The organism is Salmonella sp. SAL00672 (genome assembly GCF_046552175.1).
Classification (GTDB): domain Bacteria; phylum Pseudomonadota; class Gammaproteobacteria; order Enterobacterales; family Enterobacteriaceae; genus Salmonella; species Salmonella enterica.
Genome location: NZ_JBGDUQ010000003.1, coordinates 466,328 through 482,087, shown reverse-complemented (window position 1 = coordinate 482,087; position 15,760 = coordinate 466,328). Strand labels below are relative to the sequence as shown.

The window sequence follows — 15,760 nt, the reverse complement described above, 5'->3', positions numbered from 1 at the left end:
AGTATTACTATACCCACGTTTTCTCATTCTCAATAACTGCAAAGGAGGTTCATCATGACACTTTATTCTCTGAACGCACTTTGCAGACATTTCCAGGATTAATTTTCTCTTATTGCCCTGGATTAGTCTGCCATTTCCTGATTTTTTAATTCATATATGGAATGGTATATGGGCAATTATATTCGTCCTTTATCAGATGTGGTATTTTCTATCGCATCAGATAACCTGTGGATCGAAGATTCCGCGATCCAACAATTATATACGACGGCTAAGTTAACCGGTATGAAACGCGTTATCGGGATGCCAGATCTGCATCCGGGGCGTGGCTATCCTATTGGCGCAGCCTTTTTCTCGCGTGGACGCTTTTATCCGGCGCTGGTCGGCAACGATATCGGCTGCGGCATGGCGTTATGGCAAACGGATATTTTAGGGCGTAAATATAACGCCGATAAACTGGAGAAGCGGCTGGCGTCGCTGACTGACGTGGCGGACGCGCAGTGGCTGGAGGAGAATGTCCCCGCCGCAATGCAGCATCATTCGTGGCGCTCTGCGCTGGGTTCCATTGGCGGCGGCAATCATTTTGCCGAGCTGCAGCAGGTCGATCGCATCGTCGATGCTGATTCGTTCGCTTTGTCGGGGTTACAAAAAACGCAGTTATTACTGCTGGTACACAGTGGTTCACGCGGTCTGGGGCAAGCTATCCTGCGTCGTCATGTGGAGGCGTTTTCGCATAACGGTTTGCCGGAAGATAGCGACGATGCGCGCCGCTACCTTGCAGAACATGACGATGCGCTGGCATTTGCCCGCAGTAATCGCGCGCTGATTGCCCGCCGGATACTGCAACAGCTCAGGGCTGAGGGCGAACCGCGGCTGGATGTGGCGCATAACTTCGTTGAACCCTGTACTGTCGCGGGTGAGGCGGGGTGGCTGCACCGTAAAGGCGCTACGCCAGATGGGCAGGGACTGGTGATTATCCCCGGCTCGCGCGGCGATTATAGCTGGCTGGTGAAACCCGTCGTCAGCGAGGAGAGCCTCTTCTCCCTGGCGCACGGCGCGGGGCGCAAATGGATGCGTACCGAGTGTAAAGACCGGTTATCGGCAAAATTTACCCCGCGACAGCTCTGCCGTACCGGGATGGGTAGCCGGGTGATTTGCCGCGATCGCCAGCTCATTTATGAAGAAGCGCCGCAGGCGTATAAATCCATCGATAGCGTTGTGGATTGTCTGGCAGACGCCGGACTGATTACGCCAGTTGCCTGCCTGCGTCCGGTGCTGACGCTGAAAACCTCAGGGGAGAAAAGCGCATGATCTTACTGCAACTTTCTTCTGCGCAGGGACCGGACGAGTGTTGTCTGGCGGTAAAAAAAGCGCTGGATTGTCTGACGAAAGAAGCCGCCAGAGAAAAGGTATCGCTGACACGGCTTGAAACAGAGCCGGGACGATTACCAGACACGCTGCGTTCTGCGCTGGTCTCGCTGGACGGCGAAAAAGCTATGGCTTTCAGTGAACGTTGGTGCGGCACGTTACTGTGGATTTGTACCAGCCCGTATCGCCCGCACCATGGGCGATACGGGCTGGTACGTCGGCATTGGGCGCTTTTCCGCCGACGAGCACATACAGTCTGATGAGATTCGTTTCGAGACTCTGCGCTCTTCCGGCCCGGGTGGGCAGCACGTTAATAAAACCGACTCGGCAGTGCGGGCCACGCACCTGGCGAGCGGGATTAGCGTGAAGGTTCAGTCGGAGCGCAGTCAACATGCGAATAAGCGTCTGGCCCGGCTGCTGATTGCCTGGCGGCTGGAACAGCAACGGCAAAATGAGTGTGCGGCGTTGAAGTCTGAAAGGCGTCTGTTCCATCATCAGATTGAGCGCGGCAATCCGCTACGGATATTTAAAGGAATGGCGTTTACGCCACAATAATTCGGTGTTACTGGCGCTGTTATAGGGCTGTCTGGCTATTCGCGTGTAGCCGCAGCGCTATTTCAGCGCATTCAGGAGAGCTTATCTGGCAATGGATACCCGATATTCCATATTGATAGCCCGTCCAGAAATGGGACGGGCATTTTAGCGCTTTCTTACTTCGCAGGAATCGCTTTCAGCAATTCGGTCAGCAGAGTCCAGTAGTGGCCGACGCTTTCGATATGTACCTGCTCATCCGGAGAGTGAGGTCCGGTAATGGTAGGCCCAATAGAAACCATGTCCATATCCGGATAGGGTTTCTTAAACAGACCGCATTCCAGGCCGGCGTGGATAATCTGGATGTTCGGTGTCTTGTTGAACAGACGCTGATAGGTTTCCCGCACCAGGTGCATGACCGGCGAGTTCGCATCGGGCTGCCAGCCAGGATAGCTGCCTTTTGCTTCGGTTTTCGCGCCAGCCAGCTTGCCCAGCGAATCCAGCATACTCACCACATAATCTTTACCGCTGTCGATAAGAGAGCGAATCAGGCAGTGAATTTCGACATTCGCATCAGACATTGTGACCACGCCAACGTTCAGCGATGTTTCCACTACGCCTTTCGCCACGTCTGAATTGCGGATCACGCCGTTCGGCGTTGCGTTCAGCAGGCGCACAAAGGTATCGCGTGACGGCGCGGTCAATGCGGCTTTATCACTGGCAACCTCATTGAGTTGCAGCGTCAGGTTTTTCTCTTTTTCCGCCAGTTCGTTTTTCAGAATATCCTGGTAAGCGTTCACTAATGTTTTCAGCGCGCCTACGTTGTCTGCGGCAACGGCGAGGGTAGCGAACGCTTCGCGCGGAATCGCGTTACGCAGCGTGCCGCCGTTGAAATCGATCAGACGCAGATCCAGTTCTTCTGCGTGCCCGGCCAGAAAACGCGCCAGCAATTTGTTGGCATTGCCAAGACCGAGGTGAATTTCACCACCGGAGTGGCCGCCTTTCAGACCTTTCAGGGTTAGCTTAAAGCACGCAAATCCTGCGGGTACAGCTTCACGGGTCAACGGCAGATTAGAGGTAAAATCAATACCGCCTGCGCAGCCCATATAGATCTCACCTTCTTCTTCAGAGTCGGTGTTGATCAGGATGTCGGCCTGCAACCAGCCGGACTGGAGGCCGAACGCGCCATCCATGCCCGCTTCTTCGGTCATGGTCAGCAGCACTTCCAGCGGGCCGTGGACGACATTATCGTCAGCCAGTACCGCTAACGCAGAAGCCATTCCAATACCATTGTCGGCGCCGAGCGTAGTACCGCGCGCTTTAACCCATTCGCCATCAATATAAGGCTGGATGGGATCTGTAGTGAAGTCGTGAACGGTGTCGCTATTTTTTTGCGGCACCATATCCAGATGCGCCTGTAAAACGACCGGCTTGCGATTTTCCATACCTGCAGTGGCGGGCTTACGGATCAGAATATTACCGACCTGGTCGCGATCCACGTAAAGGCCTTTCTCTTTGGCCCAACTCACAATATGTTCCGCGAGTTGCTCTTCGTGATAGGACGGGTGAGGAATAGAACAGATTTTGGCAAAAATATCCCACAAAGGTTGTGGTGATAACTGAGACAGTTCAGACACGATAAGTCTCCTTGGCGGTGGTCTGAAAAACGTTCTTACAGGCCACAGGGTTAGCGGAATTGATAACTCTTACGAGATGCGACTGAGAATACCACTTTCTCCGCCTGCGGGTAGTATAAAGCATACAAAAAGAGGCGTGGATTCCGCTAAACACTGGTTTTTAGCGCGTCAGGTCTCTATAATCTCGCGCAACTATTTCCCCCTCGAACACTTTTTAAGCCGTAGATAAACAGGCTGGGACACTTCACATGAGCGAAAAATACGTCGTCACCTGGGACATGTTGCAGATTCACGCACGCAAACTGGCGAGCCGCCTCATGCCTTCAGAACAATGGAAAGGCATTATTGCCGTAAGTCGTGGCGGCCTTGTACCGGGCGCACTACTGGCGCGTGAATTGGGCATTCGTCATGTCGATACCGTATGCATCTCCAGCTACGATCACGATAACCAGCGCGAACTGAAAGTGCTGAAACGTGCAGAAGGCGACGGCGAAGGCTTTATCGTCATCGACGATCTGGTCGATACCGGCGGCACCGCCGTCGCGATTCGTGAAATGTACCCTAAAGCGCATTTCGTCACGATTTTCGCTAAACCGGCGGGCCGTCCGCTGGTTGATGATTATGTTATTGATATTCCTCAGAACACCTGGATTGAACAGCCCTGGGATATGGGTGTGGTATTTGTACCGCCGATTTCAGGTCGTTAATCAGCAGCTTTTCAGAGCGCCCGGCAATGCCGGGCGCTGTTTTATTGGTTACAATAAGCCTCTATGAGTATCCAAGGAGGCTGCACGAATGACACAGGCTAACCTCAGCGAAACCCTGTTCAAACCCCGCTTTAAACATACTGAAACGTCTACCCTTGTCCGTCGGTTCAATCGTGGGTCGCAGCCGCCCATGCAATCCGCGCTGGACGGTAAGAACGTCCCGCACTGGTATCGCATGATAAACCGCCTGATGTGGATTTGGCGCGGCGTTGACCCACGAGAAATCCTTGATGTGCAGGCGCGCATTGTGATGAGCGACGCAGAGCGAACGGATGATGATTTATACGATACGGTCATCGGTTACCGCGGCGGCAACTGGATTTATGAGTGGGCAAAGCAGGCGATGGACTGGCAGCAGAAAGCCTGTCAGGAACAGGACGCCATGCGCAGCGGACGCTACTGGCTTCATGCCTCAACGCTCTATAACATTGCCGCCTACCCGCATTTGAAGGGCGATGAGCTGGCGGAGCAGGCGCAGGCGCTGGCGAATCGCGCCTATGAAGAGGCCGCGCAGCGGTTGCCAGGCTCGTTACGTGAAATGGAATTTGCCGTTCCTGGCGGTTCGCCTGTCACCGCGTTTTTACATATGCCGAAAGGGGATGGCCCGTTTCCGACGGTGCTCATGTGCGGCGGCCTGGACGCCATGCAAACCGACTATTACACCCTGTATGAACGCTATTTCGCGCCGCGCGGTATCGCGATGTTAACGCTTGATATGCCTTCGGTTGGATTTTCATCAAAGTGGAAATTAACCCAGGATTCCAGCTTGCTCCACCAGCATGTGTTAAAAGCGCTTCCTAATGTCCCCTGGGTGGATCATACCCGTGTTGCGGCGTTTGGTTTCCGTTTTGGCGCCAACGTTGCGGTGCGTCTGGCCTATCTGGAAGCGCCGCGTTTGAAAGCGGTGGCTTGCCTGGGGCCGGTGGTCCATGCGCTACTTAGCGATCCGCAACGACAGAGCACGGTGCCGGAGATGTATCTGGATGTGCTGGCCAGCCGTCTGGGTATGCATGATGCTTCGGATGAGGCGCTGCGTGTGGAGCTCAATCGCTATTCGTTGAAAGTACAGGGGCTACTGGGCAGACGTTGTCCTACGCCAATGCTTTCCGGCTTCTGGAAAAACGATCCTTTCAGCCCGGAAGAAGAGTCTCGCTTAATTACAACATCATCTTCAGACGGTAAGCTGATAGAGATCCCTTTTAACCCGGTGTACCGCAATTTTGACCACGCGCTGCAAGAAATTACCGACTGGATTAATCATAGATTGTGTTAATAGATTGATAAATTCTATTGATTTGGTAAAACAGTTGCTTCATTAAAGGAGATCGCAATGACGTTACCGAGTGGACACCCGAAAAGTAGATTGATCAAGAAATTTACCGCGCTTGGCCCCTATATCCGGGAAGGGCAGTGCGAAGACAATCGTTTTTTTTTCGATTGCCTGGCAGTTTGCGTCAACGTGAAGCCCGCGCCAGAGAAGCGTGAATTTTGGGGCTGGTGGATGGAGCTGGAAGCACAAGAGAAACGCTTCACTTATCGTTATCAGTTTGGTTTGTTTGATAAAGAGGGCAACTGGACCGCAGTGCCGATTAACGAAACCGAAGTGGTGGAGCGACTGGAATACACGCTACGCGAGTTTCATGAAAAGCTACGCGACCTGCTGATTTCTATGGAGCTGGCGCTGGAGCCGTCTGACGATTTCAACGACGAGCCGGTAAAACTGTCGGCATAGCCCTGCTGTCATGCCTGATGGCGTAGCGCCATCAGGCACAATGCGACTTATCAGAACTGGTAGGTCAACCCTATTGCCACAATATCATCGTCATTAATGCCTAACGTGTTATCGCTATCAAGCTGATTGATTTTGTAATCTACAAACGCGGACATATTTTTGTTGAAGTAATAGGTTGCGCCCACGTCAATGTAATTCACCAAATCCTCACTGCCGACGCCCTCAATATCTTTGCCTTTTGACAGCACATAGCCTAATGACGGACGCAGACCAAAATCAAACTGATACTGGATAACCGCTTCGAAGTTTTGGGTTTTATTGGCAAATCCGCCGGAAACTGGCGTCATGTTGCGGGTTTCTGAATAGAAAGTCGCAATATAAATATCATTCGCGTCATACTTTACACCCGTAGCCCATGCTTCGGCTTTATCGCCCGTACCGCGGCGCTGCAGATTTTGCTCCCTGGTGCGATCGGAGAGAGTATAAGCGCCGCTGACGGCAAAATCGCTGCCGCCGAAATCATAGCTCACGGATGTGCCGAAGCCGTCGCCGTTTTGCTTTTTCACATCGCGATCTTCGTTTTTCCCCTGATACTGTAAGGTAAGATCCAGTCCATCAACGATGCCGAAGAAATCGGTATTGCGGTAAGTCGCCAGCCCGCTGGCGCGTTTAGTCATAAAATTATCGGTCTGGGCGGAAGAGTCGCCGCCGAATTCGGGAAACATATCCGTCCAGGCCTCAACATCGTACAGCGCGCCCAGGTTACGTCCATAGTCAAAAGAACCGATATCTTTTAATTTCAGGCCAGCAAAGGCCAGGCGGGTTTTTTGCTGGGACGAATCACTTTCGGCTTTATTACCGGCAAACTCAGCTTCCCAGCGCCCGTAGCCGGTCAATTGATCGTTAATTTGCGTTTCGCCTTTAAAACCAAAACGAACGTAGCTTTGATCGCCATCTTTGCTGTCATAATCGCTCATATAGTGCATGGCTTTAACTTTTCCATACACATCAAGCTTATTACCGTTTTTATTGTAAACCTCGGCGGCGTGAACAGATGCTGATGCGATGATACTCACCACTATTGCCAGAGTGCTCTTATTCATTTCCATTCCTGTTTTAATTACGCGCTATGATTTGTCGGGAAACCCGGTAAAAAACAGGAAGGTTTTTAACGTTCAGTAATGAAAGATTTATGACAAAGTGAGAATTTTTTTTAAAAAATATGTTTAATTGTTGCGGTAATAAAATGGTCAAATTCCGCCGCTACGCTTGCTGATCCTGCGCAACAAAATTTCACGCTATGCGTACAGGTTGTTGGCAACCGGAGCCAGTCCTGCTAAAACGTTCATTTGGTCTTTATTTCTTATTTTGAACGGCAGAGAATCATGAGTGACAGCCAGACGCTGGTCGTAAAACTCGGCACCAGCGTGCTAACAGGCGGATCGCGCCGCCTGAACCGTGCCCATATCGTAGAACTTGTCCGCCAGTGCGCGCAGCTACACGCCGCGGGACATCGTATTGTTATTGTTACCTCTGGCGCGATTGCCGCCGGACGTGAACATCTCGGCTACCCGGAACTGCCGGCAACGATCGCCTCTAAACAGCTTCTGGCGGCGGTAGGGCAAAGCCGCCTGATTCAACTGTGGGAGCAGTTGTTTTCAATTTACGGTATCCATATCGGGCAGATGCTGTTGACGCGTGCGGATATGGAAGACAGAGAGCGCTTTCTGAACGCCCGCGATACGCTGCGTGCATTACTGGATAACCATATTGTGCCGGTTATCAATGAAAATGATGCCGTTGCGACAGCGGAAATTAAAGTGGGCGATAACGATAACCTCTCCGCGCTGGCGGCGATCCTGGCAGGCGCGGATAAACTGCTGCTGCTGACCGATCAGCAAGGATTATTTACCGCCGATCCGCGTAGCAATCCGCAGGCGGAGCTTATCAAAGATGTGTATGGCGTTGACGATGCGCTGCGCTCTATCGCGGGAGACAGCGTTTCCGGGCTGGGAACCGGTGGTATGAGCACTAAGCTTCAGGCGGCAGACGTGGCCTGTCGCGCGGGTATTGATACAATTATTGCCTCAGGCAGTAAACCGGGCGTGATCGGCGATGTGATGGAGGGGATTTCCGTCGGCACCCGTTTTCATGCGCAAGCCTCGCCGCTGGAGAACCGCAAACGTTGGATCTTCGGCGCGCCGCCGGCAGGCGAAATTACGGTTGATGAAGGCGCGACCGCGGCAATGCTGGAACGTGGCAGTTCACTTCTGCCAAAAGGCATCAAAAGCGTGACGGGCAATTTCTCGCGGGGGGAGGTCATCAGAATTTGTAACCTGCAAGGGCGTGATATTGCTCATGGCGTCAGCCGTTATAACAGTGATGCTCTGCGGCGGATAGCCGGTCACCACTCTCAACAAATCGATGCGATTTTGGGCTATGAATATGGCCCGGTCGCTGTTCATCGTGATGACATGATTACTCGATAAGGAACAGGCATATGCTGGAACAAATGGGCATTGCTGCTAAAGCGGCGTCGTATAAGCTGGCGCTGCTCTCCAGCGGCGAAAAAAATCGCGTGCTGGAAAAAATAGCCGATGAACTGGAAGCGCAAATGGAAAGTATCCTCAGCGCGAACGTACAAGATGTTGAGCAGGCGCGAGACAACGGCCTGAGCGAAGCGATGCTGGACCGCCTGACGCTGACCCCTGCGCGTCTGAAAGCGATTGCTGACGATGTGCGCCAGGTCTGTAATCTCGCCGACCCGGTCGGGCAGGTGATCGACGGCGGTCTGCTGGACAGCGGGCTACGTCTGGAGCGCCGCCGCGTGCCGTTGGGCGTGGTTGGCGTTATCTATGAGGCGCGTCCGAATGTTACCGTTGATGTGGCTTCTTTGTGTCTGAAAACCGGTAATGCGGTGATTCTACGCGGTGGGAAAGAGACGCATCGCACGAATGCCGCAACCGTTCGTGTCATTCAGAAGGCGCTGAAAGCTTGCGGTTTACCGGAGGCGGCGGTTCAGGCGATTGATAATCCGGACCGTTCGCTGGTCAATGAAATGCTGCGTATGGATAAGTACATCGATATGCTGATCCCGCGCGGCGGCGCAGGCTTGCATAAACTGTGCCGCGAGCAATCCACCATTCCGGTGATTACCGGCGGGATTGGCGTGTGCCATATTTTTGTTGATAGCAGCGCAGACATCGCCCCGGCGCTGAAGATTATTGTCAACGCTAAAACCCAGCGCCCGAGCACCTGTAACACGGTGGAAACCTTGCTGGTGCATCAGGACATCGCAGAACGCTTTTTGCCTGCGCTGAGCAAGCAGATGGCGGAGAGCGGCGTGACGTTGCATGGGGATGAAACCGTCATGCAGGTACTGCATGGCCCTGCCAAACTGGTGCCGCTGAAACCGGAAGAGCTGGATAACGAGTTTCTGTCTCTGGATCTGAACGTTGTGGTGGTCGAAAATATGGATGGCGCTATCGCCCACATTCGCGAACATGGTACTCAGCACTCCGATGCGATTTTGACGTGTGATATGCATAATGCTGCGCGTTTTGTGAACGAAGTGGATTCCGCTGCGGTTTATGTCAACGCCTCTACCCGTTTTACCGACGGCGGGCAGTTTGGGCTTGGCGCAGAAGTGGCGGTCAGCACGCAGAAATTACATGCCCGCGGTCCGATGGGGCTTGAAGCGCTTACCACCTATAAGTGGATCGGCTTTGGCGATGGTACGATTCGTGCGTAATTAATGACGAGCGGTGCAAAAATAGCCGGTTGAGTAGCAAGGCTATTGACGCACCGCCCGGTTAGTTTTAACCTTCTACCCCGTGATTCACCCGCGTGAACACACCCTTCTCAGGGCCGATATAGCTCAGTTGGTAGAGCAGCGCATTCGTAATGCGAAGGTCGTAGGTTCGACTCCTATTATCGGCACCATCTCAAGTTCCTCAAACGTCCGTATTCATCCATAAATACACTGATTTATAACGACTTTATTGCTTTTTTGTCCATCACCGTCCGTAACCATCCAGTAGAATCCGACACTGAATGTGTATAGGATTGTGTATATGTTCCTGTTCGGTCTTGGATTCCTATCCACATGCCTTTAAACGATATGCAGATTCGCCGCGCTAAGCCTGAAACTAAAGCCTATACACTCGGAGATGGGCAAGGGTTGTCATTGCTAATTGAACCTAATGGAAGCAAGAGCTGGCGGTTCCGTTATCGTTTTGCCGGTAAGCCAAAAATGATCTCGCTGGGTGTGTATCCGACGATCACACTTGCAGATGCCAGTTCTCGTCGTGATGTCACCCACCCACTTCTGATTCGGGCCGCTGGTGTAAAAGTCCTGCTTCAGCCAATTCTCTGAGACTGGCAGATCATGTTTGCGGTAACTGACCGGACGGAACCGGCGCGAGGCTTTCGCCCGCCGCCCCTGCCGACGCAGGCTGGCCGCCACGGTTTTCACGTTGAACTGGTAACCCTGAGCACGAAGCTCATCCGTCAGGCGTGGCGCACCATAGCGTTGTTTTGCGTCACTGAATGCTTCCCGGACGACGTTATCACAGACAAGGCGGAACCGCTGACGCTGGTTTATCTGATGACGACGCTGATGCCAGACGTACCAGCCGCTACGGGCAATCTGAAGTACACGGCACATGGCTTTGATATTGAACTCAGCCTGATGTTTTTCGATGAAGACATACTTCATTTCAGGCGCTTCGCGAAGTATGTCGCGGCCTTCTGGAGAATGGCCAGTTCCTCATCCCGTTCTGCCAGTTGACGTTTCAGACGGGCGATCTCAGCGGACATCTCCTGCTCGCGTTCAGAAGAAGAGAGCTGATTTTGCTGTTTGCTTCGCCAGTTGTAGAGCTGTGATTCATACAGGTTAAGTTCGCGGGCGGCAGCGGCCACCCCAATGCGTTCAGCCAGTTTCAGGGCTTCCTGACGAAATTCAGGCGTGTGCTGCTTGCGTGGCTTTTTGGTGGTTGATGCTGGTTTTGTCATGTGAGTCACCTCTTACTTGTGAGTTTACTCACTTAGTCGCGTGTCCACTATTGCTGGGTAAGATCAATGGCCTCGCTGACCAGTCATGACATGAACGCCGTGCATATCCAGGATCTTCTTGCGGTGGATACGTTTATTCCCCGCGCGGTACAGGGTGGCATTGCCGGGGAATGTTCAATGGAAAACGCCGTTGGCATTGCGGCGATGGTGAAATCCGATCGCTTACAGATGCAGGCTATCGCCAGCGAGCTAAGCGCCCGGTTAAATACCCCAGTTGAAGTCGGTGGTGTGGAAGCCAACATGGCTGTGGCTGGCGCGTTAACGACGCATGGATGCGCCGTGCCGCTGGCGATCCTCGATTTAGGCGCAGGATCCACCGATGCCGCCATTATCAATAACGATGGCGCAGTACGGCGTTGTCGCCGGGCAGGGTAATATCCGTGGTACTGAAGGCCCGCGCAATGCGGTAGCGACCGGGCTGGTTTTAGCCGGAGAAGCCAAAAAATAGTGCAGAAAACAGCCGCGCAAGCGTTTAGCTGCGGGGTAAGTCAAAGAAAGGCGATGTTCTCTTTGATATCCCGGCGGAGTTGGGTACATAGTATCAAGGTGTCTCTCATGTGGTTAATTTTAAGGATAAGAGCATGCCAACAGCAATTGAAAAAGCCTTGGATTTTATTGGTGGTATGAACACTTCGGCGTCAGTGCCCCATTCAATGGATGAAAGCACCGCTAAGGGAATTCTAAAGTATTTGCATGACTTAGGTGTGCCAGCGAGTCCGGAAGTTGTGATGGCACGGGGTGAGCAGGAGGGATGGAATCCTGAGTTCACGAAAAAAGTGGCCGGATGGGCAGAAAAAGTCGCCTCCGGTAACCGCATCCTTATCAAAAACCCAGAGTATTTTTCGACCTATATGCAGGAGCAGCTCAAAGAACTCGTGTGAGCTGACTATCGAATAAAACGCTAACGGACGTTTCCATCTAAGGATGGCGGCGTCCAGAAGGGGTTGCCAGTGACAGTTTTGGACTGCCGATTCATTTCTTTTCGTCAAATTAATGTCTATATATTTATTGAATAAATATATAGTTCATAACTTACTACGTTGCCATTACCGCGTCATTCTTAGATGATCTACATTTCATAAAACACTTGACTCCATTTTGTCTCTATTAAGAAAAATAAAATGTGAACGCTGTCAATTCTGTAAACGTAAAAGATAAATATTGTATACACGGATGCTTGTTGGCAAACAGGCAGATGGCAATCAGGATCTTTTACGGAACATTGTGTATGAAAAATAATATTGAAGAGACAATAGGTAAGTACTTGCCTATTTTAATGATATTACCTCTGGCGGGTTTGGCAGAGTTAGCTTCTTTATATTCAATCCAGGCTTTATTACCAAAGTTAAGTGAGGTTTATAATATCCCATTGAATCAGGTAGGGATGATTTTGTCTGCTGAGGTGGGGTTTCTGGCATTAGCCATGTTATTTAGCGGCACGTTATCTGACCGTTTTGGGCGAAAGCCAATCATTTTTTATTCGTTGCTGGCAGGAGGTATTTTAACTCTATTGTGCGCAACTACATCATCATGGCCGATGCTGGTGGTATACCGCGCTTTGCTCGGCATTGCAGTAAGTGGTATTACGGCGGCCGTTACAGTCTATATCAGTGAAGAAGTCTCTCCTGCTTTGGCAGGGATTGTTACTGGATATTTTATTTTTGGCAATTCGCTAGGGAGTATGTCTGGTCGTGTGTTTGCAACTTTGATGATGGGGCATGTATCTATAGATACGATTTTCTTTATCTTCGGTGGTGTTCTGATTGCTATGGCACTCGCGGTGAAGTTGTTTCTCCCAACATCCCGACAGTTTGTTCCTACACCTTCACTACAGCTTGGTGCAGTGTTGAAAGGCGGGTTGGAACATTTTAAGAATATCCGCGTATCATTATGTTTTGTCATTGGATTTATTCTTTTCGGCTCTTTTACGTCCATCTTTAATTTTCTGGCGTTTTACCTGCATCGACCGCCTTATGAGCTGAGCTACACCTGGATAGGTTTGATTCCAGTTAGCTTCTCATTAACTTTTTTTCTTGCGCCATATGCTGCCCGTGTCGCGTTGAATATTGGGTCGATGAATGCGCTCAGTATGCTGATCATCTGTATGATGGTCGGTGCATTTCTCACGCTAATCGCCCCTTCTCTGTGGGTTTTCATTTCAGGTATCGTTTTACTGTCAGTCGCATTTTTCTCTGCTCATTCCACCGTATTAGCCTGGGTCAGTTCACGGAGTCCAAACGCAAAAGGACAGGCGACATCGTTTTATCTGCTTTGCTACTACGCTGGCGGTGCAGTAATGGGGTATTTCAACGGGTATCTTTTCTCCTGGCAGGGATGGAATGCTATTGCGGCATCATGTCTGATGATGCTGGGGATAGGATTATTTATCTGCCGGTTTATTTTCGCAAAATATGAGAAACAACCGCAAATCAAAAAACAGTCAGTTCAGGAGAGTTTCTGATTATAGACACGAAGTGTGTTTTTATACTTTCCATAATGGAATCATCATTTTTTCATTAATGTGTCACTATAGCTAAAAGCTTAAATTGTGAATATTTGGCTACCCGGATATTCGTTGCTCCAGGAATATATATGTCTGCTAAAACGCTGTATGAAAAATTAGTTGAGTCACATACCATTCGTGAACTTGATAACGAAGGACATGTTTTACTTTATATTGATCGTTCAATACTGAATGAATATACCAGCCCGCAGGCATTTAGCGGGTTAAGAGAACGCGGCCGCACCGTTCGGCACCCCGACACGTTTTTATTGAATATTGACCATGTTAATCCTACGCGGTCGCAACGGGATGACTTAATGACCGATCCGGGAGGACAGCTACAGGTTGATTACTTTCGGGAAAATGCCGCTGACTTTGGCATCACATTATTTGATGTGCTGGATCCGCGTCAGGGGATTGAACACGTGGTTGCTCATGAACAAGGGCTAGTGATGCCTGGCATGGTGATCGCCGCCGGGGATAGTCACACGACAACCTACGGTGCATTTGGCGCGCTGGGCTTTGGTATCGGGACGTCGGAAATTGAACATCTGCTGGCCACGCAGACGCTGGTTTACCGCAAGCTCAAAACCATGCGCGTAAGTGTTCAGGGAGAGCTACCTTTCGCCTGTTCCGCAAAAGATATTGTTCTTGAATTGCTTGAACGTATTGGCGCTGATGGCGCGACGGGATATGCCATTGAATTTGTGGGTGAGGCCATCAGCGCGTTGAGCGTTGAAGGACGAATGACGCTCTGCAACATGGCGGTAGAAGCGGGGGCGCGTGGTGCCATTATTGCGCCAGATAAAAAGGTTTTTGACTATATCTACGGTAAACCGCAAATGCCTGTAGGTGAACTCTGGCAGCAGGCATTGCTGGAATGGTCACAGTTGAGCAGCGATGCTGATGCGGTATTTGATAAGACGGTGGCGATCAACTGCCATGATCTTGAGCCTAAAGTCACCTGGGGAATCAGTCCGGATCAAACAGGTTCCATCACCGGACGTGTCCCTTTCCCGGAACAGGAAACCAATCCGCTTAAGCGCCTGGCGCTTGAGAAGGCCCTTCATTACATGGGATTAACGGCTGGCATGTTGCTGAAAGATATTCGTATCTCTCACGCTTTTATTGGTTCATGCACAAATGGTCGCATTGAGGATTTGCGTGCCGTTGCGAAGGTGCTTGAAGGGCGCAAAATCGCCAGCCATGTTCGCGGGATCATTGTGCCTGGTTCAACAATGGTAAGACGCCAGGCGGAAGAAGAAGGACTGGCGAAAATCTTTATTGCTGCCGGTTTTGAATGGCGGCAGTCGGGTTGCTCAATGTGCCTTGCGATGAATGAAGATGTGTTGTCGCCCGGCGATCGCTGTGCATCAGGTACGAACCGTAATTTCCCTGGACGACAGGGCGCTGGAGCAAGAACGCATTTGATGAGCCCGGCGATGGTTGCGGCGGCGGCGGTAGCGGGGCATCTGGTCGATGTTCGGTCATTACTTCAGGCAGGGGAATAAGATGGATACGTTTAAGCAAATCAGCGGGCGAATTGCGCCGATGCTGGAACCGAATATCGACACTGATGTGATTATGCCAAAACAGTTCCTGAAAGGGATCGATCGCCAGGGGCTGGATAAAGGGGTGTTTTTCGATCGTCGCTTTATGGCTGGCGGCCAACCAAATCCTGATTTTATTCTGAACATGCCGGGCTGGCAGAGCGCGACATTCCTGCTGGTTGGCCCCAATTTTGGCTGTGGATCGAGTCGTGAACACGCCGTATGGGGATTAAAACAACTGGGAGTACGGGGGCTGATAGGTAGCACATTTGCAGGCATTTTCGATGATAACTGCCAACGCAACGGGATCCTCACGGTCTCATTAGATGAACCTGCTTTGGCGCGCCTGGCGCAGCTTGCCGCGAGTGCTGATACCAATTCTATCACTGTTTCACTCGATCGCTGCGAAATTACGACGGCAGAGGAAACGATCTCCTTTGTGATCAGTGAACTCAAACGGGCGATGCTGGCCGCAGGCGAAGATGCGATAGCCTGGACATTGCAATACTTGCCGGAGATTGAAAATTTTGAGGTTGCGCATTATTCACGGCGGCCGTGGTTAAAACGCCCTGCATCCCCGCGCGGTTAAGGAAGAAGACTGC

At 51.3% G+C, this 15,760-nt stretch carries 13 protein-coding genes, 1 tRNA gene and 4 pseudogenes; 15 read left to right on the top strand and 3 right to left on the bottom strand.

Features of this window, described 5'->3' with window-relative positions:
• Positions 1–168 precede the first annotated feature (168 nt).
• A complete protein-coding gene (locus ACLJTG_RS12225; protein WP_000528901.1) occupies positions 169–1,308 on the top strand; it encodes an RNA ligase RtcB family protein in 1,140 nt (379 codons plus the stop codon).
• Positions 1,305–1,920: pseudogene (prfH, locus tag ACLJTG_RS12220) on the top strand (peptide chain release factor H). The gene ACLJTG_RS12225 and the pseudogene prfH overlap by 4 nt, the downstream one beginning before the upstream one ends.
• A 155-nt stretch (positions 1,921–2,075) precedes the next feature.
• On the opposite strand, the gene pepD reads toward prfH, so the two are convergent.
• Entirely contained in the window at positions 2,076–3,533 is a 1,458-nt protein-coding gene (gene pepD, locus ACLJTG_RS12215; RefSeq protein ID WP_001292977.1) for a cytosol nonspecific dipeptidase, read from the bottom strand.
• A gap of 248 nt (positions 3,534–3,781) precedes the next feature.
• On the opposite strand from pepD, the gene gpt reads away from it, so the two are divergent.
• The 3 genes from gpt (at position 3,782) to crl (ending at position 6,032) form a co-directional block, all read left to right on the top strand.
• Positions 3,782–4,240 (top strand): xanthine phosphoribosyltransferase, encoded by a 459-nt coding sequence (gene gpt / locus ACLJTG_RS12210; protein WP_001292018.1) that lies wholly within the window; start codon positions 3,782–3,784, stop codon positions 4,238–4,240.
• Positions 4,241–4,328: 88 nt separating this feature from the next.
• On the top strand, positions 4,329–5,573 hold the full coding sequence (gene frsA / locus ACLJTG_RS12205; protein ID WP_000189586.1) for an esterase FrsA: 1,245 nt from the start codon (positions 4,329–4,331) through the stop codon (positions 5,571–5,573).
• A 57-nt stretch (positions 5,574–5,630) separates the two neighbouring features.
• The gene (crl, locus tag ACLJTG_RS12200; RefSeq protein WP_000174693.1) at positions 5,631–6,032 is read left to right on the top strand and encodes a sigma factor-binding protein Crl; all 402 of its coding nucleotides are present in this window, start codon (positions 5,631–5,633) and stop codon (positions 6,030–6,032) included.
• Positions 6,033–6,082: 50 nt separating this feature from the next.
• On the opposite strand, the gene phoE is transcribed toward crl, so the two are convergent.
• Positions 6,083–7,135: a phosphoporin PhoE gene (gene phoE, locus ACLJTG_RS12195; protein WP_001043667.1), complete on the bottom strand. Its 1,053-nt coding sequence runs from the start codon at positions 7,133–7,135 to the stop codon at positions 6,083–6,085.
• A 282-nt stretch (positions 7,136–7,417) separates the two neighbouring features.
• On the opposite strand from phoE, the gene proB reads away from it, so the two are divergent.
• From proB to ACLJTG_RS12175, 4 genes and pseudogenes are all read left to right on the top strand, one after another.
• Positions 7,418–8,521 carry a glutamate 5-kinase gene (gene proB / locus ACLJTG_RS12190; RefSeq protein ID WP_001285275.1) on the top strand — a complete coding sequence of 368 codons (1,104 nt, stop codon included), beginning with the start codon at positions 7,418–7,420 and terminating at the stop codon, positions 8,519–8,521.
• Between the two features lie 11 nt (positions 8,522–8,532).
• Positions 8,533–9,783: a glutamate-5-semialdehyde dehydrogenase gene (gene proA, locus ACLJTG_RS12185; RefSeq protein ID WP_127201203.1), complete on the top strand. Its 1,251-nt coding sequence runs from the start codon at positions 8,533–8,535 to the stop codon at positions 9,781–9,783.
• Between the two features lie 115 nt (positions 9,784–9,898).
• Positions 9,899–9,974: transfer RNA gene (locus tag ACLJTG_RS12180), tRNA-Thr, on the top strand.
• Positions 9,975–10,137: 163 nt separating this feature from the next.
• Positions 10,138–10,362: pseudogene (locus ACLJTG_RS12175) on the top strand (Arm DNA-binding domain-containing protein); the annotation flags it as partial.
• Here ACLJTG_RS12175 and ACLJTG_RS12170 read toward each other — a convergent pair.
• Positions 10,339–11,045 (bottom strand): annotated as a pseudogene (locus tag ACLJTG_RS12170) (IS3 family transposase); the annotation flags it as partial. The pseudogenes ACLJTG_RS12175 and ACLJTG_RS12170 sit on opposite strands and share 24 nt — an antisense overlap.
• A gap of 66 nt (positions 11,046–11,111) precedes the next feature.
• Between ACLJTG_RS12170 and ACLJTG_RS12165 the strand changes: the two are divergent.
• From ACLJTG_RS12165 to leuD, 6 genes and pseudogenes are all read left to right on the top strand, one after another.
• A pseudogene (locus tag ACLJTG_RS12165) lies at positions 11,112–11,477 on the top strand (diol dehydratase reactivase ATPase-like domain-containing protein); the annotation flags it as partial.
• Positions 11,425–11,553 carry a diol dehydratase reactivase ATPase-like domain-containing protein gene (locus tag ACLJTG_RS12160; RefSeq protein ID WP_077221214.1) on the top strand — a complete coding sequence of 43 codons (129 nt, stop codon included), beginning with the start codon at positions 11,425–11,427 and terminating at the stop codon, positions 11,551–11,553. The pseudogene ACLJTG_RS12165 and the gene ACLJTG_RS12160, both read left to right, overlap by 53 nt.
• Positions 11,554–11,662: 109 nt before the next feature.
• The gene (locus ACLJTG_RS12155) at positions 11,663–11,986 is read left to right on the top strand and encodes a DUF1889 family protein (protein WP_001573898.1); all 324 of its coding nucleotides are present in this window, start codon (positions 11,663–11,665) and stop codon (positions 11,984–11,986) included.
• Positions 11,987–12,327: 341 nt separating this feature from the next.
• Positions 12,328–13,566 (top strand): MFS transporter, encoded by a 1,239-nt coding sequence (locus ACLJTG_RS12150; protein WP_410958994.1) that lies wholly within the window; start codon positions 12,328–12,330, stop codon positions 13,564–13,566.
• A gap of 131 nt (positions 13,567–13,697) precedes the next feature.
• A complete protein-coding gene (leuC, locus tag ACLJTG_RS12145; protein WP_001274854.1) occupies positions 13,698–15,119 on the top strand; it encodes a 3-isopropylmalate dehydratase large subunit in 1,422 nt (473 codons plus the stop codon).
• A gap of 1 nt (position 15,120) precedes the next feature.
• A complete protein-coding gene (gene leuD / locus ACLJTG_RS12140) occupies positions 15,121–15,747 on the top strand; it encodes a 3-isopropylmalate dehydratase small subunit (protein WP_000379343.1) in 627 nt (208 codons plus the stop codon).
• The last annotated feature ends 13 nt before the right edge of the window (positions 15,748–15,760 follow it).